Annotated in this window: 25 protein-coding genes; 11 read left to right on the top strand and 14 right to left on the bottom strand. The window is 71.7% G+C overall.

Going from position 1 to position 23,376, the window contains the following annotated elements:
- Positions 1-3: 3 nt before the first annotated feature.
- The 3 genes from HNR10_RS25105 to map all read right to left on the bottom strand — a co-directional run bounded on the left by HNR10_RS25105 (position 4) and on the right by map (position 3,523).
- On the bottom strand, positions 4-1,380 hold the full coding sequence (locus HNR10_RS25105) for a M20/M25/M40 family metallo-hydrolase (RefSeq protein WP_179827587.1): 1,377 nt from the start codon (positions 1,378-1,380) through the stop codon (positions 4-6).
- A 63-nt stretch (positions 1,381-1,443) separates the two neighbouring features.
- A complete protein-coding gene (locus tag HNR10_RS25110; RefSeq protein WP_179827589.1) occupies positions 1,444-2,277 on the bottom strand; it encodes a M55 family metallopeptidase in 834 nt (277 codons plus the stop codon).
- 394 nt (positions 2,278-2,671) lie between these two features.
- A complete protein-coding gene (gene map, locus HNR10_RS25115; RefSeq protein ID WP_179827591.1) occupies positions 2,672-3,523 on the bottom strand; it encodes a type I methionyl aminopeptidase in 852 nt (283 codons plus the stop codon).
- A gap of 125 nt (positions 3,524-3,648) precedes the next feature.
- On the opposite strand from map, the gene HNR10_RS25120 reads away from it, so the two are divergent.
- Both HNR10_RS25120 and npdG read left to right on the top strand, forming a co-directional pair.
- Positions 3,649-3,837, top strand: a complete 189-nt coding sequence (locus HNR10_RS25120; protein ID WP_179827593.1) for a hypothetical protein — start codon at positions 3,649-3,651, stop codon at positions 3,835-3,837.
- A gap of 43 nt (positions 3,838-3,880) precedes the next feature.
- Positions 3,881-4,576 carry an NADPH-dependent F420 reductase gene (gene npdG, locus HNR10_RS25125; protein WP_179827595.1) on the top strand — a complete coding sequence of 232 codons (696 nt, stop codon included), beginning with the start codon at positions 3,881-3,883 and terminating at the stop codon, positions 4,574-4,576.
- A 167-nt stretch (positions 4,577-4,743) separates the two neighbouring features.
- Here npdG and HNR10_RS25130 read toward each other — a convergent pair whose 3' ends face one another.
- From HNR10_RS25130 to panB, 5 genes are all read right to left on the bottom strand, one after another.
- Entirely contained in the window at positions 4,744-5,367 is a 624-nt protein-coding gene (locus HNR10_RS25130) for a hypothetical protein (protein WP_376769771.1), read from the bottom strand.
- Positions 5,358-5,975: a hypothetical protein gene (locus tag HNR10_RS25135; protein WP_179827597.1), complete on the bottom strand. Its 618-nt coding sequence runs from the start codon at positions 5,973-5,975 to the stop codon at positions 5,358-5,360. The genes HNR10_RS25130 and HNR10_RS25135 overlap by 10 nt, the downstream gene beginning before the upstream one ends.
- Positions 5,976-6,023: 48 nt before the next feature.
- A complete protein-coding gene (locus HNR10_RS25140; RefSeq protein WP_218897997.1) occupies positions 6,024-6,593 on the bottom strand; it encodes a hypothetical protein in 570 nt (189 codons plus the stop codon).
- Positions 6,594-6,787: 194 nt separating this feature from the next.
- Positions 6,788-7,828: an LLM class F420-dependent oxidoreductase gene (locus tag HNR10_RS25145; RefSeq protein WP_179827599.1), complete on the bottom strand. Its 1,041-nt coding sequence runs from the start codon at positions 7,826-7,828 to the stop codon at positions 6,788-6,790.
- A 279-nt stretch (positions 7,829-8,107) separates the two neighbouring features.
- Positions 8,108-8,962 (bottom strand): 3-methyl-2-oxobutanoate hydroxymethyltransferase, encoded by an 855-nt coding sequence (gene panB / locus HNR10_RS25150; protein ID WP_179827606.1) that lies wholly within the window; start codon positions 8,960-8,962, stop codon positions 8,108-8,110.
- 242 nt (positions 8,963-9,204) lie between these two features.
- Here panB and HNR10_RS25155 point away from each other — a divergent pair, with 242 nt between their 5' ends.
- The 5 genes from HNR10_RS25155 (at position 9,205) to HNR10_RS25175 (ending at position 13,979) form a co-directional block, all read left to right on the top strand.
- Entirely contained in the window at positions 9,205-10,806 is a 1,602-nt protein-coding gene (locus HNR10_RS25155) for an MFS transporter (RefSeq protein WP_179827608.1), read from the top strand.
- 102 nt (positions 10,807-10,908) lie between these two features.
- On the top strand, positions 10,909-11,355 hold the full coding sequence (locus tag HNR10_RS25160; RefSeq protein WP_179827610.1) for an RrF2 family transcriptional regulator: 447 nt from the start codon (positions 10,909-10,911) through the stop codon (positions 11,353-11,355).
- Positions 11,356-11,472: 117 nt separating this feature from the next.
- Positions 11,473-12,654: a globin domain-containing protein gene (locus HNR10_RS25165; RefSeq protein ID WP_179827612.1), complete on the top strand. Its 1,182-nt coding sequence runs from the start codon at positions 11,473-11,475 to the stop codon at positions 12,652-12,654.
- A gap of 210 nt (positions 12,655-12,864) precedes the next feature.
- Positions 12,865-13,458, top strand: coding sequence for a TetR/AcrR family transcriptional regulator (locus HNR10_RS25170; RefSeq protein ID WP_179827614.1), 594 nt, complete (start codon positions 12,865-12,867; stop codon positions 13,456-13,458).
- Between the two features lie 38 nt (positions 13,459-13,496).
- Positions 13,497-13,979 carry a nitroreductase family deazaflavin-dependent oxidoreductase gene (locus tag HNR10_RS25175; protein ID WP_179827624.1) on the top strand — a complete coding sequence of 161 codons (483 nt, stop codon included), beginning with the start codon at positions 13,497-13,499 and terminating at the stop codon, positions 13,977-13,979.
- 22 nt (positions 13,980-14,001) lie between these two features.
- On the opposite strand, the gene HNR10_RS25180 is transcribed toward HNR10_RS25175, so the two are convergent.
- The 5 genes from HNR10_RS25180 to HNR10_RS25200 all read right to left on the bottom strand — a co-directional run bounded on the left by HNR10_RS25180 (position 14,002) and on the right by HNR10_RS25200 (position 18,812).
- Complete coding sequence (locus HNR10_RS25180) at positions 14,002-15,744, bottom strand: SulP family inorganic anion transporter (RefSeq protein WP_179827626.1); 1,743 nt, start codon at positions 15,742-15,744, stop codon at positions 14,002-14,004.
- Positions 15,741-16,328, bottom strand: a complete 588-nt coding sequence (locus HNR10_RS25185; protein ID WP_179827628.1) for a rhodanese-like domain-containing protein — start codon at positions 16,326-16,328, stop codon at positions 15,741-15,743. Before HNR10_RS25185 ends, HNR10_RS25180 begins: the two co-directional genes overlap by 4 nt.
- A 204-nt stretch (positions 16,329-16,532) precedes the next feature.
- Positions 16,533-17,906, bottom strand: a complete 1,374-nt coding sequence (locus tag HNR10_RS25190) for an MBL fold metallo-hydrolase (protein WP_179827630.1) — start codon at positions 17,904-17,906, stop codon at positions 16,533-16,535.
- Positions 17,907-18,045: 139 nt separating this feature from the next.
- A complete protein-coding gene (locus HNR10_RS25195) occupies positions 18,046-18,315 on the bottom strand; it encodes a metal-sensitive transcriptional regulator (RefSeq protein ID WP_179827633.1) in 270 nt (89 codons plus the stop codon).
- A gap of 152 nt (positions 18,316-18,467) precedes the next feature.
- Positions 18,468-18,812: a hypothetical protein gene (locus HNR10_RS25200; RefSeq protein WP_179827635.1), complete on the bottom strand. Its 345-nt coding sequence runs from the start codon at positions 18,810-18,812 to the stop codon at positions 18,468-18,470.
- 98 nt (positions 18,813-18,910) lie between these two features.
- On the opposite strand from HNR10_RS25200, the gene HNR10_RS32205 reads away from it, so the two are divergent.
- The 3 genes from HNR10_RS32205 (at position 18,911) to HNR10_RS25215 (ending at position 19,632) form a co-directional block, all read left to right on the top strand.
- Positions 18,911-19,093 carry a helix-turn-helix domain-containing protein gene (locus tag HNR10_RS32205; RefSeq protein WP_376769803.1) on the top strand — a complete coding sequence of 61 codons (183 nt, stop codon included), beginning with the start codon at positions 18,911-18,913 and terminating at the stop codon, positions 19,091-19,093.
- Between the two features lie 78 nt (positions 19,094-19,171).
- Positions 19,172-19,465, top strand: a complete 294-nt coding sequence (locus HNR10_RS25210; RefSeq protein WP_179827640.1) for a Scr1 family TA system antitoxin-like transcriptional regulator — start codon at positions 19,172-19,174, stop codon at positions 19,463-19,465.
- Entirely contained in the window at positions 19,462-19,632 is a 171-nt protein-coding gene (locus HNR10_RS25215; protein WP_179827642.1) for a DUF397 domain-containing protein, read from the top strand. The genes HNR10_RS25210 and HNR10_RS25215 overlap by 4 nt, the downstream gene beginning before the upstream one ends.
- 229 nt (positions 19,633-19,861) lie before the next feature.
- Here HNR10_RS25215 and HNR10_RS25220 read toward each other — a convergent pair whose 3' ends face one another.
- Positions 19,862-21,223 (bottom strand): glutamine synthetase family protein, encoded by a 1,362-nt coding sequence (locus HNR10_RS25220; RefSeq protein ID WP_179827644.1) that lies wholly within the window; start codon positions 21,221-21,223, stop codon positions 19,862-19,864.
- A gap of 319 nt (positions 21,224-21,542) precedes the next feature.
- Here HNR10_RS25220 and HNR10_RS25225 point away from each other — a divergent pair, with 319 nt between their 5' ends.
- Entirely contained in the window at positions 21,543-23,321 is a 1,779-nt protein-coding gene (locus HNR10_RS25225; RefSeq protein ID WP_179827646.1) for an NAD+ synthase, read from the top strand.
- Positions 23,322-23,376: the final 55 nt, after the last annotated feature.

Below are 23,376 nucleotides of genomic sequence, written 5' to 3' on the forward strand. Positions count from 1 at the left end.
CGGTCAGGCCCGCAGGAACGTGTCCAGCACGCGTACCCCGAACCGGAGCCCGTCCAACGGCACCCGCTCGTCCACGCCGTGCAGCAGTCCCGTGTAGTCCAGCCCCTCGGGCTGGCGCATCGGGGAGAAGCCGTAGCAGTCGATGCCCAACCGGTCGAAGACCTTGGCGTCGGTGCCGCCGGACAGGCACATCGGCACCACGTGGGCGTCGGGGTCGTGCGCGCGCAGGGCGGCGCCGATCGCCGCGAAGGCGGGGCCGTCGACGGGAGCCGACACCGCCGGCGACCGGTGCGCGTACTCCCAGTCCACCCGGTCCCCGGTCAGCGCGTCCATGGTGGACTCGAAGGCCTCCTCCGCGCCCGGCAGCACCCGCCCGTCCACGCCCGCGGTCGCCTCACCGGGCACCACGTTCACCTTGTAGCCCGCCGAGAGCATGGTGGGCGTGGTGCTGTTGCGCACCGCGGGGGCGATCAGCGGCGCGGCCTCGCCCAGCCGGGCGACCAGGGCGTCGACGGCCTCGTCCGTGGCGGTGTCGCCGGGGGCGCGTCCCACCCCCAGCGCCTTGGCGACCGTGTCGATCGAGTCGAGGGTCACCGGGGTCAGGTGCGACGGCCACGGGTGCCGTGCGATCCGGGCGACCGCCTCCGCGAGCGTCCCCACGGCGTTGTCGCGCGGGGGACGCGACCCGTGCCCGGCCGTGCCGCGCGCACGCAGCGTCAGCCAGGCGCTGCCACGCTCGGCGGCGCCCACCGGGTAGAGCCGGACCGGGCGTCCGTCGGCCCCCCGGGCGTGCACCGTCTCCCCGCCGCCCTCGCCGATCCCCACGGTGCAGCCCTCGAACAGGTCGGCGTGCTCGCGCACCAGCCAGTCGGCCCCGTAGGCGGCGCTGTCCTCCTCGTCGGCGACGAACGCCAGGACGAGGTCGCGGCGCGGCCGCAGGCCGTGGCGGGCCCAGTGGCGCACCACGGCGGCGACCATCGCGACCGTGTTCTTCATGTCCACCGTGCCGCGCCCCCACAGAGAGGGGACGCCCGTGACCGGGCAGTCGGCGATCTCGCCCGCGAAGGGCGGCAGCGTCCAGTCGGCGGCGTCGGCCGGGACCACGTCCAGGTGTCCGTGCACGAGCAGGGCGGCGGCGGAGGGATCGGTGCCGGGCACGCGCACGACCACGTTCGCGCGGCGGGGCGCCGACTCCAGGACCAGCGGGTCGAGCCCGGCCTCGCCGAGCGCCTCGGCGGCGTACTCGGCCGCGGCGCGCTCGTCGCCACGGCCGCCGCCGTGGTTGGTGGAGTCCTGGCGCACGAGACCGCGCGCCAGGCGGATCGCGTCCTCTCCCGCCGCGTCGAGAGCGGTCTCGGGGGACGTGACGGTATGGACCACGTGCGCGGCCTCGCTCTCCGATGAGTGGGTGCCAGAACGGGGGAGTGCCCTCCCGCCCCAGTCTTACCCGTAGTGCGCTTCCATTGCCTGGGAAACGAGCGTAGTCACGGTCTTGAAGCAGCGGATCATCTCGTAGGCGTCGGGCGAGGTGAAGCGGACCCGCCGCGCCCCCACGCGGGTCACCCCCGGCACCAGCGCGGCGGCCTGGGAGAGGTGGGCGGCGTCGACCTCCACCTCGACCGTGCGCGGACGCGGCTCGGCGGGCTCCAGCCGCCCGGCCAGGAGCATGGCGGCGCGTGCCCCGGCCCGGATGTCCTCCGCCGTGCGCGCGGGCGGCCGACAGCGCGCGGCGTAGCGGCTCACGTGCTCCTTGACCGCGACGGTCCGCGCGAAGGGGGCGTAGCCGGAGGTGTCCTCGCAGGCCCGGTCGTCCCCGGTGACGAGGATGACAGGGGTGCCGTACTCGGCGACCACCGCGGCGTTCAGGCGGCCCTCGCTCGCGGGCTCCCCGTCCAGCCACACGCCGGTGACGGCGTTGGGCAGGTAGGTGTGGGCGAGCACGCCCTCGTCCCCGGCGCCGCAGTGGTAGCCGAGGAACACCACCCCGTCGCAGTCGCCCGCCTGGACGCCCTCGACCATGGACAGGTCCTTGTGCCGGCCGGTGATCATGGTCGCGTCCTGGTGCAGGTCCTCCAGGAGCAGGTTGCGCATGGTGGAGTGCGCCTCGTTGACCAGCACCTCGTCCGCACCGCCCTCGAACAGGCCCGTCACGGCCGCGTTCACGTCGCTGGTGAACATGGCGCGGCAGCGCTGCCACTGCTCGGTGCCGGGCTCGACGTCGGCGGGCCACGTGACGCCCGTGGCCCCCTCCATGTCGGCGGAGATGAGGATCTTCATCAGGTGACCCTAGGGCATGTTCCGCCGATACTCGCCCTGCAGCGCGGCGTTCCAGCGGCGCGCCCGAGGCGCGCCGGTGGCCCGGGAGGCGGCCACGGGACGCGTCCTCGTGAGAACACGCCCTCGCGCGCCGCCCCCGGTGATCCACAGGGCAGAGCGGTCGGGCTCCGGGCGGTCGTGCCGTCCCTCGTGCCGGCGCGGTCCATGCCGACGCCTCGCTCCCACACCCCCGACGCAGCTGGAGCGAGGCGGCCCCGCGGGACCTGCGCGAGCCGGTGAGGACCGGAGCGCGCCCGAGATGCCACCTGCCCCGAAGTGGCCCCTGCCCTGCGGTGCCACCCGCCCCGCGACAGCCGAGGAGCCCCCGCGACGGCCCGTGGGACGAGCCGTCCGCTCAGGGCAGGGTGAGGATCTCCGCGCCGGAGTCGGTGATGACCAGGGTGTGCTCGAACTGCGCGGTCCAGCGGCGGTCGGCGGTGACGGCGGTCCAACCGTCGTCCCACATGTCGTACTCCACCGCGCCGAGCGTGATCATCGGCTCGATGGTGAAGGTCATGCCCGGCTCCATGACGGTGTCCGCGCGCGGGTCGTCGTAGTGCGGGATCACCAGGCCGGAGTGGAACTCCGGGCCCACGCCGTGGCCGGTGAAGTCGCGCACGACGCCGTAGCCGAACCGCTTGGCGTAGGACTCGATGACCCGGCCGATCACGTTGATCTGCCGCCCCGGACGGCAGGCCTTGATCGCGCGCATCGTCGCCTCGTGGGTGCGCTCCACCAGGAGCCGGTGCTCCTCCGTCACGTTCCCGGCCAGGAACGTGGCGTTGGTGTCGCCGTGCACCCCGTCCTTGTAGGCGGTGATGTCGATGTTGACGATGTCGCCGTCGGAGATGACGGTGTCGTCGGGGATGCCGTGGCAGATGACCTCGTTGAGGGAGGAGCACAGCGACTTCGGGTAGCCCTTGTACCCCAGCGTGCTGGGGTAGGCGCCGTGGTCGAGCAGGAACTCGTGGCCGATCCTGTCCAGCTCGTCCGTGGTCACGCCGGGCTCGACGTTCTTGCCGACCTCCTGCAGCGCCCGCGCGGCGAGCTGCGAGGTGGCCCTGAGCCTCTCGATGGTCTCCGGGGTCTGCACGTCGCCCAGGACACCCTCCACGGGGTACTTCTGACCGACGTACTCGGGCCGGACGATGTGGGAGGGAACCGAGCGTTGGGGCGATATGCGCCCAGGAACCAGCGGAGTAGTCATGAGATCCGATTGTAGTTCGTGGGCGTCCCCGGACGGGCTCGCCAAGAGGCGGCACCACGGGGGTGTGAGCGCGGTCCCACCACGGGTAAGGGCCCCACGACGGAGACCGAGAACGAGAGGCCGGGATGGACGAGAGAACGGACGAGGACCGCTGGTGGTACTGCCTCGTGCACCATCGGGTCGAACACGGTGCGGGCTGCCCCAACAAGAAGCGCATGGGCCCCTACGACAGCGAGGACGCGGCCTCCCGGGCCCTGACCACCGCGGCCGAGCGCAATTCGGCCTGGGAGGAGCAGGACAAGGAGGACTGGTGACCTGGGTGCGGTCGCGGGGGAGGCGCTCTGACAGGATCGGTGCATGAGTGAACAGAGCACGCCGCAGGGCGTGGACATCGCCGGTCGGACCATCGCCGTCCTGGGCGGCACGGGCGACCAGGGGCGCGGGCTCGCCCGCCGGTTCGCCCTGGCGGGCATGACCGTGATCATCGGATCGCGCAGTGCGGACCGCGCGGCATCGGTCGCCAAGGAGCTCGCCGACGCCGAGGACGCTTCCGTCGACGTTCGGGGCCTGGACAATGCCGCGGCCGCCGCGGAGGGCGACATCGTCATCGTCGCGGTGCCGTGGGAGGGCCACCGCGACCTGCTGGCCGGACTGGCCGACGAGCTCGCGGACAAGATCGTCGTCGACTGCGTCAACCCGCTCGGCTTCGACAAGCGGGGCCCCTTCGCGCTGGACGTGCCGGAGGGCAGCGCCGCCGAGCAGGCCGCCGAGGTCCTGCCGCGCAGCCGGGTCACCGCGGCGTTCCACCACGTGTCCGCGGTGGTGCTGCTGGACCCGGAGGTCACCGAGGTCGAGCTCGACGTCCTGGTCCTGGGCGAGGACCGCGCGGCCACCGACGTCGTGCGCGCGCTGGCCGACCTGATCCCCGGAGTGCGGGGCGTGTTCGGCGGGCGACTGCGCAACGCCCACCAGGTCGAGGCGCTCACCGCCAACCTCATCGCGGTCAACCGCCGCTACAAGACCCACGCGGGTATCCGCATCACGGGACTGTGAGCCCCGACCCGCGCTGACGCCGGCACCCGGCCCGGTGTCCGCAGGCCGGTCCCGGGTCCGGGGATCGGACGCTGGGAACCCGGGTCCATCATCCGATCCGTGGGGCGGGCTCGGGGACCCGGGCCGTGCCGCGCCCCGATCGGCGCGGCACGGCCGGGAGGCCCGGGTCAGCCGCAGAAGGCGGCGCGCTCCTGGTCCGTCATCTGCCTGGTGGACTGTGTGACGGTGCTGCCCTGGTCGTCCGCCGGTCCTTCGGCGGTGAAGGGCGCGTACCAGATGTAGTGGCCCCACTGGCGGCTGCCGAAGTGCAGCTCGTAGGTGCCGTGGACCCTCTGCATCCGCGGCCCGTAGTAGACGGTCGCCACCTCGCCCGGCTGGGCGGTGATCTGCGTGCGCTGCGTCTGCGTGTGCTCCGAGCTCCACTCGTGGCCGTAGGAGACCGTGAAGCTCTGCTTGAAGATCGCGCCGAACGTCGCCGTCATCGACAGGTTCACGCTGTTGGACTCGCCCGTGGTCTTGGACCAGGACACCTGGGACAGCTGCTCGTGGTCGGTGCAGTTGTAGACCGGCGCACCGACCTGCTCGGCGGTGTTCTGGAAGTACTCCGGCGGTCCCGAGGGGTGGAACTCGCACAGGTCGGTGCTCTCTCCGCACCTCTCCAGCAGTTCCCGGACCGTCGGGGTGTCCTCGTGGTCGGCCGCGGCCGGTGCGGGCGACAGCACCAGGGCCGCCGCCACGGCGCTCGCGGCGAGGGTTCCCAACGCCGCCCGGCTTCTGGTGATCAGGGGCACGCCGCCTCCTCCGCGTCGGTCATCGGCCGGACGTTCTGCGTGACGACCTCGTTCGGTGAACCCGGGACGGGTCCTTCGGCGGTGAAGGGCGCGTACCAGATGTAGTGGCCCCACTGGCGGCTGCCGAAGTGCAGTTCGTAGGTGCCGTGGACCCGCTGCATCTGCGGTCGGCGCTCGACCCAGCCGACCTCACCGGGGCCCGTGTTGACGAACGTGGTCTGCGACTCGGTGTGCGAGGTCGTCCAGGTGTGCTCGAAGGACTGCTCGTAGGACACCGAGAAGACCTCGCCGAACCCGGCCTCGGTGGTCAGGGCCAGGCCGACACTGTTGCTCTGGGACGTGGTGTCGGACCACCGCACGGCCATGTTCTGGCGCCCCGAGGTGCAGTTGAACACCTCCGATCCCACGACGCGGCCGTCGGTGGCGAACAGCTCCGGCGGTCCGCTCGGGTGGAACTCGCACAGGTCCGTCGACACGTTGCAGCGCTCCAGGAGCTGGCGCACCGTGGGTGTGTCCTCGTGGTCGGCGAAGGCCGGGGTCGGTGCCGTGGTGACCGCGGTCGCCACGGCGACCGCGGCGGCGGTGAGCACGGCGTACGTGCGTTGCATGTCGGTTCTCCCATCGGGCGGGGGCGGGGAGTCGGGGGCGGGGCGGCGTCAGCCCAGGGTGGTGGAGACGGTGCGGTCGTTCATGTAGCCGCCGATGTCGGGGGTGTTCTCGCGGTAGGGGCCGTCGCGGTCGCCGGTGCCGTCCGGTCCCGCGTGCAGCCACAGCGAGCACCGTGCCCAGGGCTGGGCCGACGAGATGATGCCCTGCCACTCCGAGGGGAAGGTGAACCAGAACTCGGTGTCGTCGCCGCCCTGGCACGTGTTGTCCCCGTAGAGGGTGAACGTGGCGCCGCCGTAGTTCGCGTGCTCGAAGTAGGTGCCGATGATGACGTTGAAGTCGCTCGCGGCGGCGAGGGTGCCGGGCGGGGAGCCGGCCAGGGAGCGTTCCAGACCTGCCAGGGCGCGTTCCTGCTCGGCGAGGGTGTGTCCGACGCGGGCCTCCGCCGCGTCGATCGCCTGTTCGTAGCTGTCGAAGCACTCCTGGCCGCTGCCGTCGACGTCGCCGACGCAGTGCTGCGCGGGGGCGGCGGCCGCCGGGAGGGGGGAGACCAGGACCGAGCCGAGGGCGGCCGCCGTGAGGAGGGCGCTCACGCCGATCCGGTGGGGTACAGGGGGCATGCGTTCTCCGTGATCGTCCGGGGGCAGGACGTTACTTAACGCATGTTAACAGGGCGATAGGTGGAGATATGGCTACATGGAGTAGTGGCCCCGGGGTGCGCTGCGCCTTCGTGTGAAAAAGAAAATTTCCGGCCTTGAGGGGGTCGCGTGCCCCCATCGGAGCGCGGGGCACGCGACCTGGTGTGACGGATGTGTCAGGAGATCCAGCCCTTGACCTTCTCCACCAGCTCGGCCGGGTTGTCGCCCACCGGGGTCACGTTGAGTTGCGTCACCCCGGCCGCGCGGAAGGCCTCGACGCGCTCGCGCACGTAGGACTCCGGGCCGACCATGTTGGTCAGCTCCACGAACTCCTCGGGCACCGCCGCGGCCGCCTCCTCCTTGCGGCCCTCCAGGTACAGGTCCTGGATCTTTTCCGCGGCCTCCTCGTACCCGTACCGGCGGGCCACGGTGTTGTAGAAGTTCTTGCCCTTGGCGCCCATGCCGCCCACGTACAGGGCGATCATCGGGCGGACGAAGTCGAGCAGCTTCTTGGTGTCCTCGCCCTCGCCGATGGCGAGCAGCCCGCCCGCCGAGATCTCCAGCTCGCCCAGGGCCGGGTCGCGCTTGGCCCTGCCCGCCGCGAGCGACGCCCCCCACACGCTCTCCGCCTTCTCCGGGATGAACAGGTGCGGCAGCCAGCCGTCGGCGATCTCGGCCGTCATCGCGACGTTCTTCTCGCCCAGGGAGGCCAGGTAGATCGGGATGTCGGGGCGCCGGGGGTGGTTGATGAGCTTGAGCGGCTTGCCCAGGCCGGTGCCGCTCTCCGGCGGCAGGGGGAGCTGGAAGACGGAGCCGTCGTGGGTGAGGCGGTCCTCGCGGGCCCAGATCCGGCGGCAGATCTCGACGGTCTCGCGGGTGCGCGCCAGGGGCTTGGTGTAGGGCACGCCGTGCCAGCCCTCGATGACCTGCGGCCCGCTGGCCCCCAGGCCGAGGATCGCGCGCCCGTCGGAGAGGTCGTCCAGTCCCGCCGCGGTCATCGCGATCAGGCTGGGGGTGCGGCTGTACAGGGGCAGGATGGCCGAGCCGATGGCCACCGTCTCGGTGCGTGCGGCGATGTAGCCCATCAGGGTGGGGCTGTCGAAGCCGTAGACCTCCGCGACCCACACGGTGTCGAGTCCGGCCTTCTCCAGCTCGGCGACCAGATCGACGGCGGCCTTGGGCTCGCCCGCGTACTGGAGCGGCATCGAGATGCGCATGTGTCCTCCCGGAGGGCCGGACCCCGGCCCGTGTCGGTGCTCGGTACGGTGCGACTCTACTCCCGAGTACCGTTCGGGTTGTCGTCCGCCTCACACTCCGGCACGGGTCCGGGGCACGGGTCCGCAGCAGCACTTCCGCGGCACGGGTCCGCGGGCCGGTCGACGGCACCGGCCCGCGCACACGGCACCGGCCCGCGCACACGGCACCGCCGGCCGGGACGGACCCGACCGGCGGTGCGGTGGTGACGCGGCGGTGCGGCCGGATCGGCCGCGCCCGGATCAGGCGGTGTAGGAGTGGCGCTCCTCGGGGAAGGCGCCCTGCACGACGTCGTCGGCGAAGCTCGACGCGGCCTCGCGCAGCGTCTCGTTGAGGTTGGCGTAGGCCTTGACGAACTTGGCCACCTTGGGGCTGAGCCCCGCCATGTCCTGCCACACCAGCACCTGGGCGTCCGTGGACGGGCCCGCGCCGATACCGATCGTCGGGATGGACAGCTGCTCGGTGACCTCGGCCGCCAGCTCGGAGGGCACGCACTCCAGCACGAGCGAGAACGCGCCCGCGCGCTCCAGCTCCTTGGCGTCCTTGAGCAGGTCGGCCGCGGCCTCGCCGCGGCCCTGGACCCGGTAGCCGCCCAGCGTGTTGACCGACTGCGGGGTCAGGCCGACGTGCCCCATGACCGGGATCCCGGCCGAGACCAGCAGTTCGACCTGGTGGGCCACCGTGTGGCCGCCCTCCAGCTTGACCGCCTGGGCGCGGCCCTCCTTCATGAAGCGGCTGGCCGCCTCCAGGGCCTGCTGGGGCGAGCCCTGGTAGGAACCGAACGGCAGGTCCGCCACGACGAGCGCCCGCTGGGTGGAGCGCGCGACGGCGGCCGTCAGGGGGACGAGCTCGTCCATGGTGACGGGAACGGTGGTGTCGTAGCCGTAGACGACGTTGGCCGCGGAGTCGCCGACGAGCAGGACGGGGATGCCCGCCTCGTCGAAGACCCGGGCGGTGAGGGCGTCGTAGGCGGTGAGCATCGGCCAGCGCTCGCCGCGCCGCTTGGCGGCGGCCAGGTCGCGGACCGTGACGCGTCGGGAGGTCACTCCGCCGTACAGGGTGTTCCCGCCGGTGGAAGCCTTGGCTGTGGTGTTCATGTGTGCGTTCCTCCGTTGTCTCGAAGCACCTCGGGGGTGTCTCCGGACGTATGGACGAGTTGTCGCGCTGGGCGCGAGGGGCCCTCGGGGGCCAAGGGTGTGCGGCGCGCCGCACGACAGCATCATCGCACGGCGTCCCGACGCCGAATTCCTTGGGATACAACCCGTTTGCGCGGGCGCGGCATTCCCGATAGCCCTGAGTGTCACGGGGCGCGGAGTCCCAGCTCACATCGGAGGTGTCCGTGGATCGGCAGACGGCGTATCGGCGCAGGTGGGGCGGACTGGCGGTGCTCATCATCTGCTTGTTGGTGATCGTCGCCGACAACACGATCCTCAACGTGGCCCTGAGGGTGCTCTCCGACCCCGAACTCGGCCTGGGGGCGAGCCAGTCCCAGCTGGCCTGGGCGATCAACTCCTACACCCTCGTGTTCGCGGGACTGCTGTTCACGTTCGGCGTGCTGGGGGACCGGTGGGGGCGCAGACGCCTGTTGGTGGCGGGGCTGGTGGTGTTCGGGGCGGCCTCGGTGCTGTCGGCCTACTCCCAGAGCCCGGAGCAGCTGATCCTGGCCCGTGCCGTCATGGGTTTCGGCGCGTCCATGGTGATGCCGCAGACCCTGTCGATCATCACCAACGTGTTCCCGCCCGAGCAGCGCGGCCGGGCCATCGGCATCTGGGCCGGGTCGGTCGGGCTGGCGCTGGCGATCGGCCCGTCGGCGGGCGGCCTGCTGCTGGTGAACTTCTGGTGGGGATCGATCTTCCTGATCAACGTGCCCTTCGTGCTGATCGGGCTGGCCCTGGTGTTCTTCCTGATCCCGGACTCGCGCGACGCGAATCCCGGGCGCCCGGACGTCGTGGGCGTCCTGTTGTCGGTCCCCGGGCTGGTGCTGCTGATCTACGGCATCATCACCGCGGGCGAGCGCGCGTCGCTGGCCGACTGGGACGTGTACGGCGCCCTGATCGCGGGTGTGGCGGTCATCACACTCTTCCTGTTCCACGAGTCGCGCACCACCGACCCCTCCCTGGACGTGCGTTTCTTCCGCAACCCCAGGTTCAGTGTCTCCATCGCCGTCATGATGGTGCTCTTCTTCAGCATGTCGGGGCTGATCTTCTTCCTCAGCTTCTACTGGCAGAGCGTGCGCGAGTTCACCCCGTTCGTGGCGGGCCTGCTGGTGCTGCCCGCCGCCGCGGGGCAGATGATCCTGGCGCCCCTGAGCCCCACGCTGGTGCGGTGGGCCGGACCCCGCCGGATCGCCGCGGCGGGCGTCCTGGGGGTGTGCGCGACCTTCGCCTTCTTCACCCAGCTCCAGGTGGCGACCCCACTGGTGCTCATCATCGTCATGACCTTCGTCCAGGCCTCCTCCATGGCGATCGTGCTGACGCCCGCGACCGACGCCATCATGTCCTCCGTCCCGCCGGGCAAGGCGGGGGCCGCCTCCGCCGTGCAGAACACGGTGCGCCAGGTCGCGACCGCGATGGGCGTCGCGGTCCTGGGCGCGCTGATCTCGTTCCGGTACCGCGCCGGGATCACACCCGAACTCGAACGGGTCGCCCAGAGCGGGGACACGCCCGACCTCGCGCCCGCCGAGCTGCACGAGGCCGGTGAGTCGGTCGAGGCCACCATGGCGCTGGCGCGGCGGCTGGGCGAGCAGGGGAGGGTCCTGGTCGAGCCGGCCAAGGAGTCCTTCCTCAACGGACTCCACCTGGGGGCGACGGTGTCGCTGTGCTTCGCCGTGCTGGGGCTGGTCGTGGTCCTGATCTGGATGCCGCGCGAGATCGGCCGCCACCAGTCCGAGGAGGCCGCGCCCCGGGAGTCGGAGTCGGAGCCGGAGGAGAGCGCGGGCTGACGGACTGGCGGGCCGGCGGGCGAGCGCGGGGGCGCGCGTGGGCCGGCGACCCGGCTCCGGCCGCTCGGACGCGACGCCTCCGGCCGCGGCTACCGTGGGGGCATGCGCCTGACCGCCTTCACCGACGTCTCCCTGCGCCTGGTCATGCGCCTCGCGGTCGCCCGCGAGGACGAGCGCCTCACCACGCGGGCCGCCGCGGGCATGCTCGCCGTGCCCTACACCCACATGGCCAAGGTCGTGGCGCGCCTGTCGGACCTGGGCCTGGTGGAGGCCCGGCGGGGGCGGGGCGGCGGCCTGCGCCTGACCGCCGCCGGGCTCCGGGCCTCGGTCGGGAGTATCGTGCGCGAGCTGGAGGGCTCCGGCGACCTCGCGGGCTGTGAGGACGATCCGCCGTGCCCGCTGCGGGCGGCCTGCCGCCTGCGCGGCGCCCTGAGCACGGCACGCGAGGCCTTCTACGCCTCGCTCGACGAGGTGACCGTGGAGTCCCTCGTCTCGGCGCCCGTCGGCGAGGTCCTGACACTGCTGCGGGAGTCCGAGAAGCCGACCTGAACAGGGGCTTCCTTCGCTGCCCCACCCCGGTGCGCGGTGTCTCGCGGGCGGTTTTAATATGCATTTCAGATACCAATTATCTGACCCGGGGCACCCGCCCGGAAAAAGGGAGGACGCATGCTCTCCACCGAGTCCGCCGCCACCGTCCGAGCCACGATCCCCGTCGTGGCCGGCGCTCTGGATGCCATCACGGCGCGGTTCTACCTGACGATGCTCGGCGACCGGCCCGAACTGCTCGACGGCATGTTCAACCGCGGCAACCAGGCCTCCGGCGAACAGCGCCGGGCACTGGCCGGCTCCATCGCTGCCTTCGCCACCCTCCTGGTGGAGCGCCCCGGCGAGCGCCCCGACGCCATGCTGGCGCGGATCGCGCACAAGCACGTCTCCCTCGGCGTCACCGAGGACCAGTACGTCATCGTCCACAAGTACCTCTTCGACGCGATCGCCCACACGCTCGGCGAGGCCGCCACTCCCGACGTGGTCGCCGCCTGGGACGAGGTGTACTGGCTCATGGCCGGAGCCCTCATCGCCCTGGAGGCCCGGCTCTACGCCGAGGCCGGGCTCTCGGGAGGCGACGTCTGGCGCCCCTGGCGCGTGGTGGCGCGCGAGGATCGGACCCGCGACACCGCCTCCCTGAACCTGGAGCCCGCCGACGGCGGTCCCGCGCCCGCCTCCCGGCCCGGTCAGTACGTCGGCGTCCGGGTCCGCCTGGCCGACGGTGTGCGCCAGGCCCGCCAGTACTCGCTGACCGGCACCGGGGGCGGGCAGCGGCGCATCACGGTCAAGCGCCTGCGCGCCGGTGCCGACCCCGCGGGAGAGGTCTCCACACACCTGCACGAGCGGACTCGGCCGGGCGACGTCCTCATGGTGTCCGCCCCCGCGGGTGACGTCACGCTGTCCGACGGCGACCACCCGGTCGTGCTGGCCTCCGCCGGCATCGGCTGCACCCCCATGGTGGGGATGCTCCAGCACCTGGCGGACCAGAGCAGCACCCGGTCCGTGCTCGTCCTGCACGCCGACCGCACCGCGCAGGACCACGCGCATCGAGAGGAGGTCGCCGCCCTGGTCGAGCGCCTGCCCCGCGGCCACAGCCGCACCTGGTACGAGGCCGGGGGAGGCGGCCGCCCCGGACGGATGGACCTGGCGGACCTGGACATCCCGGAGAACGCCGAGGCCTACCTGTGCGGCCCTGTGCCGTTCATGCGCGACGTGCGGGCCCAACTGATCGACGCGGGCGTGCCCGCGCGCAGGGTGCACTACGAGGTCTTCGGCCCCGACCTGTGGCTCGCCGACGACTGAGTGGCCCCTCGGCCGGGAGGGCGCCCGCGCCACCCCCTGCCGATCCCGCAGTGCCCCTGGCGATCTCCGCGGGCCAGAACCCCGCGCCCGCACGAAGACCGCCGTCGTCCGTGCCACGGACTCGTGCGGTGGGCGTGTTCGTGCGCCCCTTGCGCGGTCGCCACGGCGTACACCTTGCGCATTGCGGAAGGGACGATCTAAGTTGGTCACATGACCAACTTAGTCGATCGGCCAAGTTTTGGCCGTGGGCAGCGCCGCCGCGACGAACTCGTCGACGCCGGGCTCGACCTGCTCGCCGAGGGAGGGTGGCCGGCCGTCACCGTCCGTGCCGTGGCGGCGCGCAGCGGCGCCAACGCGGGGCTCATCCACTACCACTTCGGCGGCCTGCCCGCCCTGCACTTGGAGATCGCCCGGCGGGCGGGCGACTCGGTGGTGAAACCCGTCGTGGAAGCGCTGCTCGCCGCACCGGACGCGCGCTCCGCGCTCGACGCGATGCGCAGGGTGGCGCCCCGGGCCACGGGCGACGAGAGGGCACTCCGCCTGGCTGTGGAACTGATGGCGGGCATGACACGCCGTCCGGAGCTGGGCGACGCACTGAAAGTGGGGCTCCACGTGGCACGCGGCCAGATCGCCGATTGGCTCGGGGTGGTGCACCCGCAGTGGCCGACCGAACGGAGAACGGGGGTGGCGATGCTCGTCGCGGCGCTGATCGACGGGATCACGCTGCACCGCATGCTCGACGCCGAACTGTCCATCGAACCCGCCCTGACGGCACTCGCCGAACTGATCGGGGACCGCTCATAGAGGTCCTGGTCGCCGACATCCCACCGAAAGGCAGCGCCTTGGAGATCACCGAACGCCCCGACCCACCCACCGGAATCCGCCGCCTGCTGTTCCGGGCGCCCATCCACCTCTACCGGCTCCGGCTGGGCTGGCTCTTCGGTGGCCGCCTGCTCCTGCTGAACCACACCGGACGCGTGTCGGGCAAGCGGCGCCAGGTCGTCATCGAAGTCGTCGAGCACGACCGCTCCGACGGCAGCTACGTGGTCTGCTCCGGGTTCGGCCCCAAGGCCGCCTGGTACCAGAACCTCCTGGCCACCCCGGAGACCAGTATCCGTGTCGGTACGCGCACCATCCCGGTCACCGCGCATCCCCTCGACACGGACACCGGAGGCGACGTCATGGCCCGCTACGCGCCCCGGCACCCCCGGGCCGCACACAGACTCGTACGCTTCATGGGCTTCTCAGTCGACGGCACGGTGGAGGACTACCGTGCGGTCGGACGGCACCTGCCCTTCGTCCGACTGAGCCCGCGTACACCGTGACGCGGGCAGCGGTGGCGGGCGGTCACAGGACCCCGGGCGCCGGCCCCCCTACCGGGGCGCGGCCCTGGGCGGCGGCGACCGCCGACGCCGTGTCCGGGTGCACGTGACCGGCCGCCACCAGCTCCCGCCACACACCGTCGCGGGCCAACAGGTCCCGGACCGGCCCGCGCACGGTGGCCAGCCGCAGGGTGATCCCGCGCTCGCCCAGCTCTCGGCGCAGCCCGCCCAGGGCGTGGGCGCCGTCGCAGTCGCAGTCACCGATCGCGGACGCGTCGAGCACCACCGCGCGCGTCCGAGGACGGCGTTCGACCAGGTCGCGCAGTGTGTCGGACACCCGCTCGGCGTTGGCGAACACCATCGGGGCGTCCACCCGCACCACGGCCACCTCCGGGTCCGTCTCCAGTCCGTCGTATCGGGCCAGATTGCGGAACACCCCGGTCCCCGGGACCCGTCCGAGCTCGGCGGTGTGCGGCCGGGACGAGCGCCACAGCAGCACCGCCAGACTGAAGACCACACCGGCCGAGATCCCCGCCTCCACCCCGAGCAGCAGGGTCGTCAGGAGGGTCACCGCCAGGGCGAGGCCGTCGACGCGTCGGGTACGCCACGTCGACACCATGCCCCGCCAGTCGACCAGGCCGGCCACGGCCACGACGATGGTCACGGCGAGCACCGCCATGGGCAGGGCGGTGACCAACGGCGTCAGCACCAGGGCCGTCAACGCGACCACCGCGGCACTGACCAGTGACGACAGCGGTGTGCGGGCACCGGCGGAGAAGCTCACCGCGCTGCGGGCGAAACCCCCCGCCACCGGCAGGCCGCCGAACAGCCCCGCCGACGCGTTGGCCGCGCCCACGGCCACGAGCTCACCGTCGGGGGAGACGCGCTGCCCCGAGCGCGAGCCCAGGGACTTGGCGACCGCGACCCCCTCCGTGTAGCCGACCAGGGCGATCGCCAGCGCGGCGGGCAGGAGCGAGGCCGCCTCGCGGAGCGTGACCGCGGGCAGGGCGGGCGCGGGCAGTCCGGTGGGGACCTCGCCCAACACCGCCACACCGCGCTGGTCCAGGCCCAGGGCGGCACTGGCGGCCGTCAGTGCGACGACCACGACCAGTGCGCCCGGCACGCGGGGGGCCACCCGCTTGAGGACGAGCAGCACGGCCACGGCCACCGCCGAGACCGCGACGGTGGGACCGCTCACGGTGGAGAGTGCGCCCGCGACCGCCGACAGCGCCTCGGGCAGGGGCCCCGAACCGGAGGCGTCCAGGCCGAGCAGACTCGGGACCTGGCCGACGACGATGAGGACGGCCGACGCGGTGATGAACCCCGTCAGCACCGGATGCGACAGGAACGTGACCGCCGCGCCGAGCCGGAACACCCCCATCGCCACCTGGATCGCTCCGACCAGCAGCGCCAGAAGGGCGGCCAGCGCCGCGTAACGTGTCGGATCACCGTCCGCCAGAGGGGCCAGGGCCGCGGCCGTCATCATCGAGACGACCGCGACCGGGCCGACGGCCAGCGTTCCCGAGGAGCCGAGTAGGGCGTAGACCACCAGCGGCACGATCGAGGCGTAGAGCCCGGCCGCCGGAGGCAGCCCCGCCAGCGTCGCGTAGGCCAGCGACTGCGGAATCAGCATGACGCCCACGGTCAGACCGGCGACGGCGTCCGCGCGCAGCGTCCGCCGGTTCGACTCAGGGAGCCACCCCAGCAGCGGCAGGAAGCGCGCGGCTCCCGTGCGCCGCTGCCGGGGGTAGTCGGCCACGGTGCTCATGACCGGGAATCGCCGCGCGCCGTGCCGATGCGGGCGAGTGAGGCCTCGACGTCCACCGCGTCGCGCGGCTGGTTGTAGGGCAGTCTGGTCAGCATCATGCCCATGGCGCAGGTGTTGGTGACCGCGGCGAAGGTGAGACCCGCGCCGATGAAGGCGGCGACCCACACGGCGGGCGCCCACATCAGACTCGCCAGGACCGACACCAGGACGATGCTTCCGGCCACCAACCGGACCTGGCGCTCCAGCGCCCAGCGCGGCCGCCCGCGCAGGACCGTGGCGCCCGCGGCCTCCCACGCGTTCATCCCGCCCGTCATGACGACGGTGTCGGTCAGTCCGGCGGCGCCCAGGCGGGCCTGGCACTGGGTGGCGCGGTTGCCGGACTGGCACACGAGGACGAGGCGGCCCCCGGCGTCTGTGACGATGCGTTCCAGGTGGCGGTCGACCTGTCCGAGGGGCAGGTTCACCGATCCCGGGATGTGGGCGTTCTCGTACTCCGCCGGGGTGCGCACGTCCACCAGCAGGGTGTCGGGGTCGGTGTCGACCAGGCCGCGGACCTCGGCGACGTCGATGGACTTGTCAGGCATGGGTGGGTCTCCATTGGTGTGTGAGCCACGGGATCCACGGAGCGGACCCTCGCGGGTGTTCGGGGACCCGGGGCAGGAGAGGACGGCTCCCGCCCCGGGCCACGGGCCCCGGAGTTCAGACACTCCGGGGGGTATGCGGGGGACGCGGGTCCCCCATGTCGTCGGCCGCCTGTCGGCCGGTCGCCCGGCTCCGCGCCAAAGGGCTCAGGCCGCGACGAGTCGGTAGGCGTTGAACCCGCCGACCAGGTCGGACACGTCCTCCCGGCCCTGCGAGCGCAGGTAGCTGGCGGCCACGCTGGAGCGGTAGCCCCCGGCGCAGTGGACCACCACGGGCCGGTCGGCCGGGATCTCCGCCAGCCGGGCGGGGAGGTCGGCCAGGGGGATGTGGACGGAGCCCTCGATCGAGCCCGACTCGCGCTCGGCCGAGCCGCGCACGTCCACCACGACGGGCGCGTCGTTCCGTTCCAGCGCGCGGCCGAGTTCGACGGCGTCCACGCGCGGTGCTCGCACGACCTCATCGGGCACCTGGGCCAGGGCGGACTCCGGCGAGGGCAGGTAGCCCGCGACCGTCTCCAGCCCCACACGGGCCAGGCGGGTGATGACGTCGCGCTCCCCGCCCCGGTCGGCCACCACCAGAAGGGTGCTGCCGGGCTCGACCATCATGCCGACGGTCTCGGCGAAGCGACCGTCGGCGCCGACGTTGACCGCGCCGCGCAGGTGCCCGGCGCCGAAGGCCTGCTGGTCGCGTGCGTCGACCACGACCGCGCCCTGCGAGCGCAGCTCCATGAACGCCTCCAGGTGCAGGGGCCTGACGAGGGCGTCGATGTCGATCGGGTCGCGCCGCTGCCTGTTGCGGGCCGCGTCGTAGGGGAAGTAGGCCGGGATGGCCTCCTGGCCGTCGGTCACCAGCTCGACGAACTCGTCGACGCCCATCGGTCGGCAGGCGTAGTTGCCGACGCGCTGCTGGCCGATGGTGGACCACCTGTCGGTGGAGAGGTTCTTGCCGCAGGCGGAACCGGCACCGTGGCCCGGGAAGAGCCGGGTCTCGTCGTCCAGTCCCAGCAGCTTGTTGTGGACCGAGTCGTAGAGCATCGGTGCGAGCTTGTCCGGCGTGTGTCCGAAGGAGGCGGCCAGGTCGGGGCGGCCCACGTCGCCGATGAAGAGGGCGTCGCCGGTGAGGACGCCGTACGGGACGGTGTCGTCGGGCTTCTCGTAGACCACGACGCTGACGGATTCGGGGGTGTGGCCCGGAGTGTGCATGATCTCCAGGGTGACCTCGCCGAGGCTCACGCGCTCACCGTCGCCGAGTCTGCGGATGGGGAACTGCGTCTCGGCCCTGTCGCCGTAGCCGATCCAGGCTCCGGTGCGCTCGGCGATCTCGAAGTGCCCGGAGATGAAGTCGGCGTGCAGGTGGGTGTTGATGACGCCCTCGACGGTGAGCCCTTGCTCGCGGACGTCGTCCAGGTACTCGTCGACGTCGACGCGCGGGTCCACGATCACGGCCTTGCCGGTGGTCTCGTCGGCGATGAGGTAGGAGGCCTGGGAGAGGCAGTCGAGGTAGTACTGGGTGAAGATCACGGGGTTCTCCTTGCTGTTCGTACACACCCGGGGGTATCCGAGAGATACACCCGGGGGTATGCATAGGACACACCCGGGGGTATGTCGTGGACAGAGGTGCCCGCTGGACGCGGGCCCTACGAAGGGCTGTTCCGGCGGGTCAGGCCAGGGCCAGGAAAAGCTTCTCCAGCTCCTGCTCGGTCATGGGCGGTTCCTCGCCGCGCTCGCGGGCCGCGTTGCAGTGGCGCAGGCCGGTGGACACGATCTTGAACCCGGCCCGGTCCAGGGCCTTGGACACGGCCGCGAGTTGTTGCAGTACGTCGGTGCACTCCTGGCCGTCCTCGATCATGGAGATCACTCCGGACAGCTGTCCCTGGGCCCGGCGCAGCCGCGTGAGCGCGTCGCCGATCATCTCGGGCTTGAGTTCCATTCCGCATCACCTCTATCGGTGCCAACATACCCCCTCCCGTATCCATTCCGACCGCGGTCGTGTGGTGTGCGTCTCCACGCGGACGCGAGGGGCGTCGACGGGATCCCTTCGGAGGGGCGCCGACGCCCGTGTTCTCTCGTGGTCGGTCCCGATCACGCACCACCTCGCCGTTGGCTGCGGCGGGGGAGCGGGGGCGTGAACCCGGCCCGGTCCTCGATGACGCTCTCGACCAGTACGTCCAGCCGGTCCCGCTGGACGTAGCGCCACCGGCCGTCCCGGTCCTGGTAGCCCCACCGCCACCCGTTCTTGAGGCCGATCGCCACATGGCCGAGGTAGGAGGGTCCGATCAGGGCCGGCTCGACGTCCGCGCCGAACGTCCAGGGGAAGCGTCGCCACTCACAGGTGAAGACGAGCCCCCGAGCGGAGATGAAGGCGTCCCGGGCTTCGGAGAAAGTGCTGTTTTGGATGGCAGTCGTCGGCTGCTGTCGCTTTTCCATGCCCCCAGCGTCTGCTGTGCGCCTATTGTTGCGCCAGCAAGGTGAATCTCTCTGTAAGGCTATGGTCCTGTGTGCATTTCCGTGGTTGCATGTGCACCATGGGTGCAAATGGTTTTGGGGCATCTCTGTGCAAAGCACGTGAACTGAATGGGTACACCCAACGGCAGCTGGCAAAGAGGCTGGGTCCCGGAGTCGCCGCGTCGACGCTGTCCAGGTGGGAGACCGGCCAGATGCGCCCGCGCCAGGATCGAGTCAGGCAATCGAGCGCCTCTCCCAGCTGAGGGTGAATCGTTATGAGAACCTGCTCCAGAGGAACAATCCTCTTATTACTGAAATTTCCCCAGTTCGCGATCGATTGGATGCCGGAGGCGATCCGGAGGGAACAGCCAGAAGTCCTGCTCCGAATGCTGGAACGCGGGCGGACCACGATCCACCTGATCCCGAACGGGTCGCTGTACCTTGCGTCGGTCGCGCCGTTACAGGTGTACCGGTTGCAGGACGGTTCGACGGTTGCGTCGTCGGATCACGGGGACGGCAACATCGTGCACCAGACGCCTTCCGCGACTGCCAGAATGGAGAGGAAGGTCCGGGATGCGTTGAGTAAGTCGCTTCCTGTGGACCACACGATAATGCTGCTCCGGGAGATGCTGTGAACACCTGGCACAAGTCCACCTACTCTGAAAACGGCTCTCACTGTGTCGAGGTCAAGGAGACCGCGCGTGGTGCTGACGTGCGTGACACACAGAACCGGGAGGCCGGTCACCTGTCCTTCCCCGCCGGCGAGTGGTCCGCTCTCCTGAGGGCCTCGTCGGTGGGCTGAGGAGGCCGCGCGACGGCTCCGGCTCCGGCGGTCCCCCCCACCCCCGGGGCTGGACCCGATTCAGGCGGAAGCCGTGTACCAGTAGTCGAACTCCCCGCCCTCCTCGGTACCGTGTGAGCCGTCGTGGCGCTCCACCGTGACGGTGACGGAGGACCGGCCAGAGGTGGAGGCGCCACGAGGCCCCGCCGGTCGGTGACCGGCGGGGCCTCGTGCATGACTGAGTGCGTGGCTAGAGCGTCGGCAGGTAGCGCTGGAGCTCGTACGGCGTCACCTGGCGCCGGTAGGAGTTCCACTCCGCCTTCTTGTTGCGCAGGAAGAAGTCGAACACGTGCTCCCCCAGGGTCTCGGCGACCAGCTCGCTGTTCTCCATGATCCGCAGCGCCTCGTCCAGGCTCTGCGGCAGCGGGCGGATGCCCAGCGCGCGGCGCTCGGAGTCGGTGAGCGCCCACACGTCGTCCTCGGCGCCCGGGGGCAGCTCGTACCCCTCCTCGATGCCCTTGAGGCCGGCGGCCAGCACCACGGCGTAGGCCAGGTACGGATTGCAGGCGGTGTCCATCGAGCGGATCTCGATCCGGCTGGAGTTGGACTTGCCCGGCTTGTACATCGGCACCCGAACCAGCGCCGACCGGTTGTTGTGGCCCCAGCAGATGTAGGCGGGCGCCTCGCCGCCCATCCCGGCCGAGGCCGCCGGGTCGTCCCACAGCCGCTTGTAGGAGTTCACCCACTGGTTGGTGACGGCGGTGATCTCGTCCGCGTGCCGCAGCAGGCCCGCGATGAACCCGCGGCCCACCTTGGACAGCTGGAAGTCCGCGCCAGGCTCGTAGAAGGCGTTGCGGTCGCCCTCGAACAGCGACAGGTGCGTGTGCATGCCCGAACCCGGGTACTGCGTGAACGGCTTCGGCATGAAGGTGGCGTAGACGTCCTGCTCCATCGCCACCTCCTTCATCACGAGCCGGAAGGTCATGATGTTGTCGGCCGTGGTCAGCGCGTCCGCGTAGCGCAGGTCGATCTCCTGCTGGCCCGGCCCGCCCTCGTGGTGGCTGAACTCCACCGAGATGCCCATGGCCTCGAGCATGTTGATCGCGTTGCGCCGGAAGTCGTGCGCCGAGTTGTGCGGCGTGTGGTCGAAGTAGCCGCCCGAGTCGTTGGGCTCGGGGAACTCCCCGTGCTCCGGCATCTTCTTGAGCAGGTAGAACTCGATCTCCGGGTGCGTGTAGAACGTGAAACCCAGATCGGAGGCCTTGCTCAGCTGGCGCTTGAGCACGTGCCGGGGGTCGGCGGGGGAGGGCGACCCGTCCGGCATCAGGATGTCGCAGTACATCCGCGCGGTGCCGTGCGGCTCGTTGCGCCAGGGCAGGACCTGGAAGGTCGACGGATCCGGCTGGGCCAGCATGTCGGCCTCGTAGACGCGGGCGAAGCCCTCGATGGCGGAGCCGTCGAAACCGATGCCCTCGGAGAAGGCCGCCTCCAGTTCGGCGGGAGCCACCGCCACGGACTTGAGGTACCCGAGCACGTCGGTGAACCACAGCCTCACGAACCGGATGTCGCGCTCCTCCAACGTGCGGAGCACGAATTCCTGCTGTCGATTCACGATCAACCTTCCTCGATGCCGGTCAGTTCCGGACCCGGATCCCCGCTCGTGGAGCCAGGCCGGACACAGTGTCCCAGACCCAGTCTGCCCTGCTGATATTTCCGGAGTATTTCCGCAGGCCCAAGTCAAGCCGTGCGCTGTGTCTCCCGTCCGCACCCGCAGTATGCCGCGCCGCACCCCGGCCGTGTCCACCCCGCGCCCCGCGCCGCACTGCGCCCCGCCTCGCGCTCACCCCGCCCCGCCACCGCGTGCCGCCACCGCGCGCCGCCACCGCGCCGCGCCCGCGCCGTGCGGGACGGCGTTGACTAGGCTCGGGGGCGTGGCACAGCTGAGAATCGCACTCGCCCAGGTCAACCCCACCGTCGGCGACCTCGACGGCAACCGCCGGCTCGTGGTCGCCGCGGCCCGCGAGGCCGCCGACGCCGGAGCGCACCTCGTCGTGCTCCCGGAGATGGTCGTCACCGGCTATCCCGTGGAGGACCTCGCTCTGCGCAAGTCGTTCGTGTCGGCCTCCATCAAGGCCACCCGCGGCCTGGCCGCCGACCTCGCCGAGGCGGGCCTGGGCGAACTGCCCACCGTCGTCGGCTACCTCTCCCGCCGCGAGGACCAGTCGGCGCCCGGCGCCTCGCCGGGCCAACCCGCCGGTGCCCCGCAGAACGCCGTCGCCGTCCTGCACCAGGGCCGGATGGCGATCACCTCCGCCAAGCACCACCTGCCCAACTACGGCGTCTTCGACGAGTTCCGCAACTTCGTCCCCGGCGACACCCTCCCGGTCGTGCGCGTGCGCGGAATCGATGTCGCCCTGGCCGTCTGCGAGGACCTGTGGCAGGAGGGCGGCCCCGTCACCGCCGCCCGCGCCGCGCGGGCCGGGCTCCTGGTCTCGCTCAACGGCTCGCCCTACGAGCGCCACAAGGACGACGTGCGCCTCGAACTCTGCCAGCGCCGCGCCCGCGAGATCGGGGCCGCGCTGGCCTACGTCAACATGGTCGGCGGCCAGGACGACCTGGTCTTCGAGGGAGACTCGCTGGTGGTCGACGCCGAGGGCGACCTCGTGGCCCGCGCGCCCCAGTTCACCGACACGCTGCTGGTCGCCGACCTCGAACTGCCCGAGGCCGTCGACCACCCCGATGACCCCGACCGGTTCGACGGGCTGCGCATCGTCCGACGCACGCTGACCGCCGCGCCGGTCGCCCCCTACCCGCCCGACGAGAACACCGTCACCCCGCGGCCCGACCCGCTCTCGGACACCGGCGAGGTGTACCAGGCCCTGGTCACGGGCCTGCGCGACTACGTGGTCAAGAACGGCTTCCGCTCGGTGCTGGTGGCGATCTCCGGCGGCATCGACTCCGCCCTGACCGCGACGATCGCCGTCGACGCCCTGGGACCCGACAGTGTCCACGGTCTCCTGCTGCCCAGCGAGCACTCCAGCGAGCACTCGGTCAGCGACGCCGAGGACCTCGCCGAGCGCCAGGGCTTCGCCGCGCGCACGGCGGCCATCGGCCCCATGGTCGCCGCCTTCGAGCGGGCCGCCGCCGACACCGGGGCCCCGCTGACCGGTCTGGCCGCGGAGAACCTCCAGGCCCGCGTGCGCGGCACGCTGCTCATGGGCCTGAGCAACCAGGAGGGCCACCTGGTCCTGGCCACCGGCAACAAGAGCGAGGCCGCCACCGGCTACTCGACCCTCTACGGCGACTCCGTCGGCGGGTTCGCGCCCATCAAGGACTGCTGGAAGACCCTGGTGTGGGAGCTCGCGCGCTGGCGCAACGACGAGGCGGCCCGGCAGGGGCGGACCCCGCCCATCCCGGAGAACTCCATCACCAAGCCGCCCAGCGCGGAGCTGTCCCCGGACCAGCTCGACTCGGACTCGCTGCCCGACTACGCGATGCTCGACGCCGTCCTGGACGCCTACATCGGCACGGACAAGGGCGAGGCCGAGCTGATCTTCGCCGGGTACGAGCCCGCACTGGTCCGCCGCGTCATCCGCCTGGTCGACCGCGCGGAGTACAAGCGCCGCCAGTCCGCCCCGGGCACCAAGATCAGTTCCCGCAACCTCAGCCGCGACCGCCGCGTGCCCATCACCAACCGCTGGACGGTGTGACCCGGGCACCTCACTCCGCCCCGTCCCGGACACCTCGACCCGACGGGAACGCCTC

This window comes from Nocardiopsis aegyptia, from assembly GCF_013410755.1.
Taxonomy (GTDB): Bacteria; Actinomycetota; Actinomycetes; order Streptosporangiales; family Streptosporangiaceae; genus Nocardiopsis; species Nocardiopsis aegyptia.

Bases quoted from the DNA above. Each gene is read 5' to 3' on its own strand.
- HNR10_RS25110 (WP_179827589.1), bottom strand. From the start codon at position 2,277: ATGAAGATCCTCATCTCCGCCGACATGGAGGGGGCCACGGGCGTCACG.
- map (WP_179827591.1), bottom strand. From the start codon at position 3,523: ATGACTACTCCGCTGGTTCCTGGGCGCATATCGCCCCAACGCTCGGTT.
- HNR10_RS25120 (WP_179827593.1), top strand. From the start codon at position 3,649: ATGGACGAGAGAACGGACGAGGACCGCTGGTGGTACTGCCTCGTGCAC.
- npdG (WP_179827595.1), top strand. From the start codon at position 3,881: ATGAGTGAACAGAGCACGCCGCAGGGCGTGGACATCGCCGGTCGGACC.
- HNR10_RS25135 (WP_179827597.1), bottom strand. From the start codon at position 5,975: ATGCAACGCACGTACGCCGTGCTCACCGCCGCCGCGGTCGCCGTGGCG.
- HNR10_RS25140 (WP_218897997.1), bottom strand. From the start codon at position 6,593: ATGCCCCCTGTACCCCACCGGATCGGCGTGAGCGCCCTCCTCACGGCG.
- HNR10_RS25145 (WP_179827599.1), bottom strand. From the start codon at position 7,828: ATGCGCATCTCGATGCCGCTCCAGTACGCGGGCGAGCCCAAGGCCGCC.
- panB (WP_179827606.1), bottom strand. From the start codon at position 8,962: ATGAACACCACAGCCAAGGCTTCCACCGGCGGGAACACCCTGTACGGC.
- HNR10_RS25160 (WP_179827610.1), top strand. From the start codon at position 10,909: ATGCGCCTGACCGCCTTCACCGACGTCTCCCTGCGCCTGGTCATGCGC.
- HNR10_RS25165 (WP_179827612.1), top strand. From the start codon at position 11,473: ATGCTCTCCACCGAGTCCGCCGCCACCGTCCGAGCCACGATCCCCGTC.
- HNR10_RS25170 (WP_179827614.1), top strand. From the start codon at position 12,865: ATGACCAACTTAGTCGATCGGCCAAGTTTTGGCCGTGGGCAGCGCCGC.
- HNR10_RS25180 (WP_179827626.1), bottom strand. From the start codon at position 15,744: ATGAGCACCGTGGCCGACTACCCCCGGCAGCGGCGCACGGGAGCCGCG.
- HNR10_RS25185 (WP_179827628.1), bottom strand. From the start codon at position 16,328: ATGCCTGACAAGTCCATCGACGTCGCCGAGGTCCGCGGCCTGGTCGAC.
- HNR10_RS25195 (WP_179827633.1), bottom strand. From the start codon at position 18,315: ATGGAACTCAAGCCCGAGATGATCGGCGACGCGCTCACGCGGCTGCGC.
- HNR10_RS25200 (WP_179827635.1), bottom strand. From the start codon at position 18,812: ATGGAAAAGCGACAGCAGCCGACGACTGCCATCCAAAACAGCACTTTC.
- HNR10_RS32205 (WP_376769803.1), top strand. From the start codon at position 18,911: ATGGGTGCAAATGGTTTTGGGGCATCTCTGTGCAAAGCACGTGAACTG.
- HNR10_RS25210 (WP_179827640.1), top strand. From the start codon at position 19,172: ATGCCGGAGGCGATCCGGAGGGAACAGCCAGAAGTCCTGCTCCGAATG.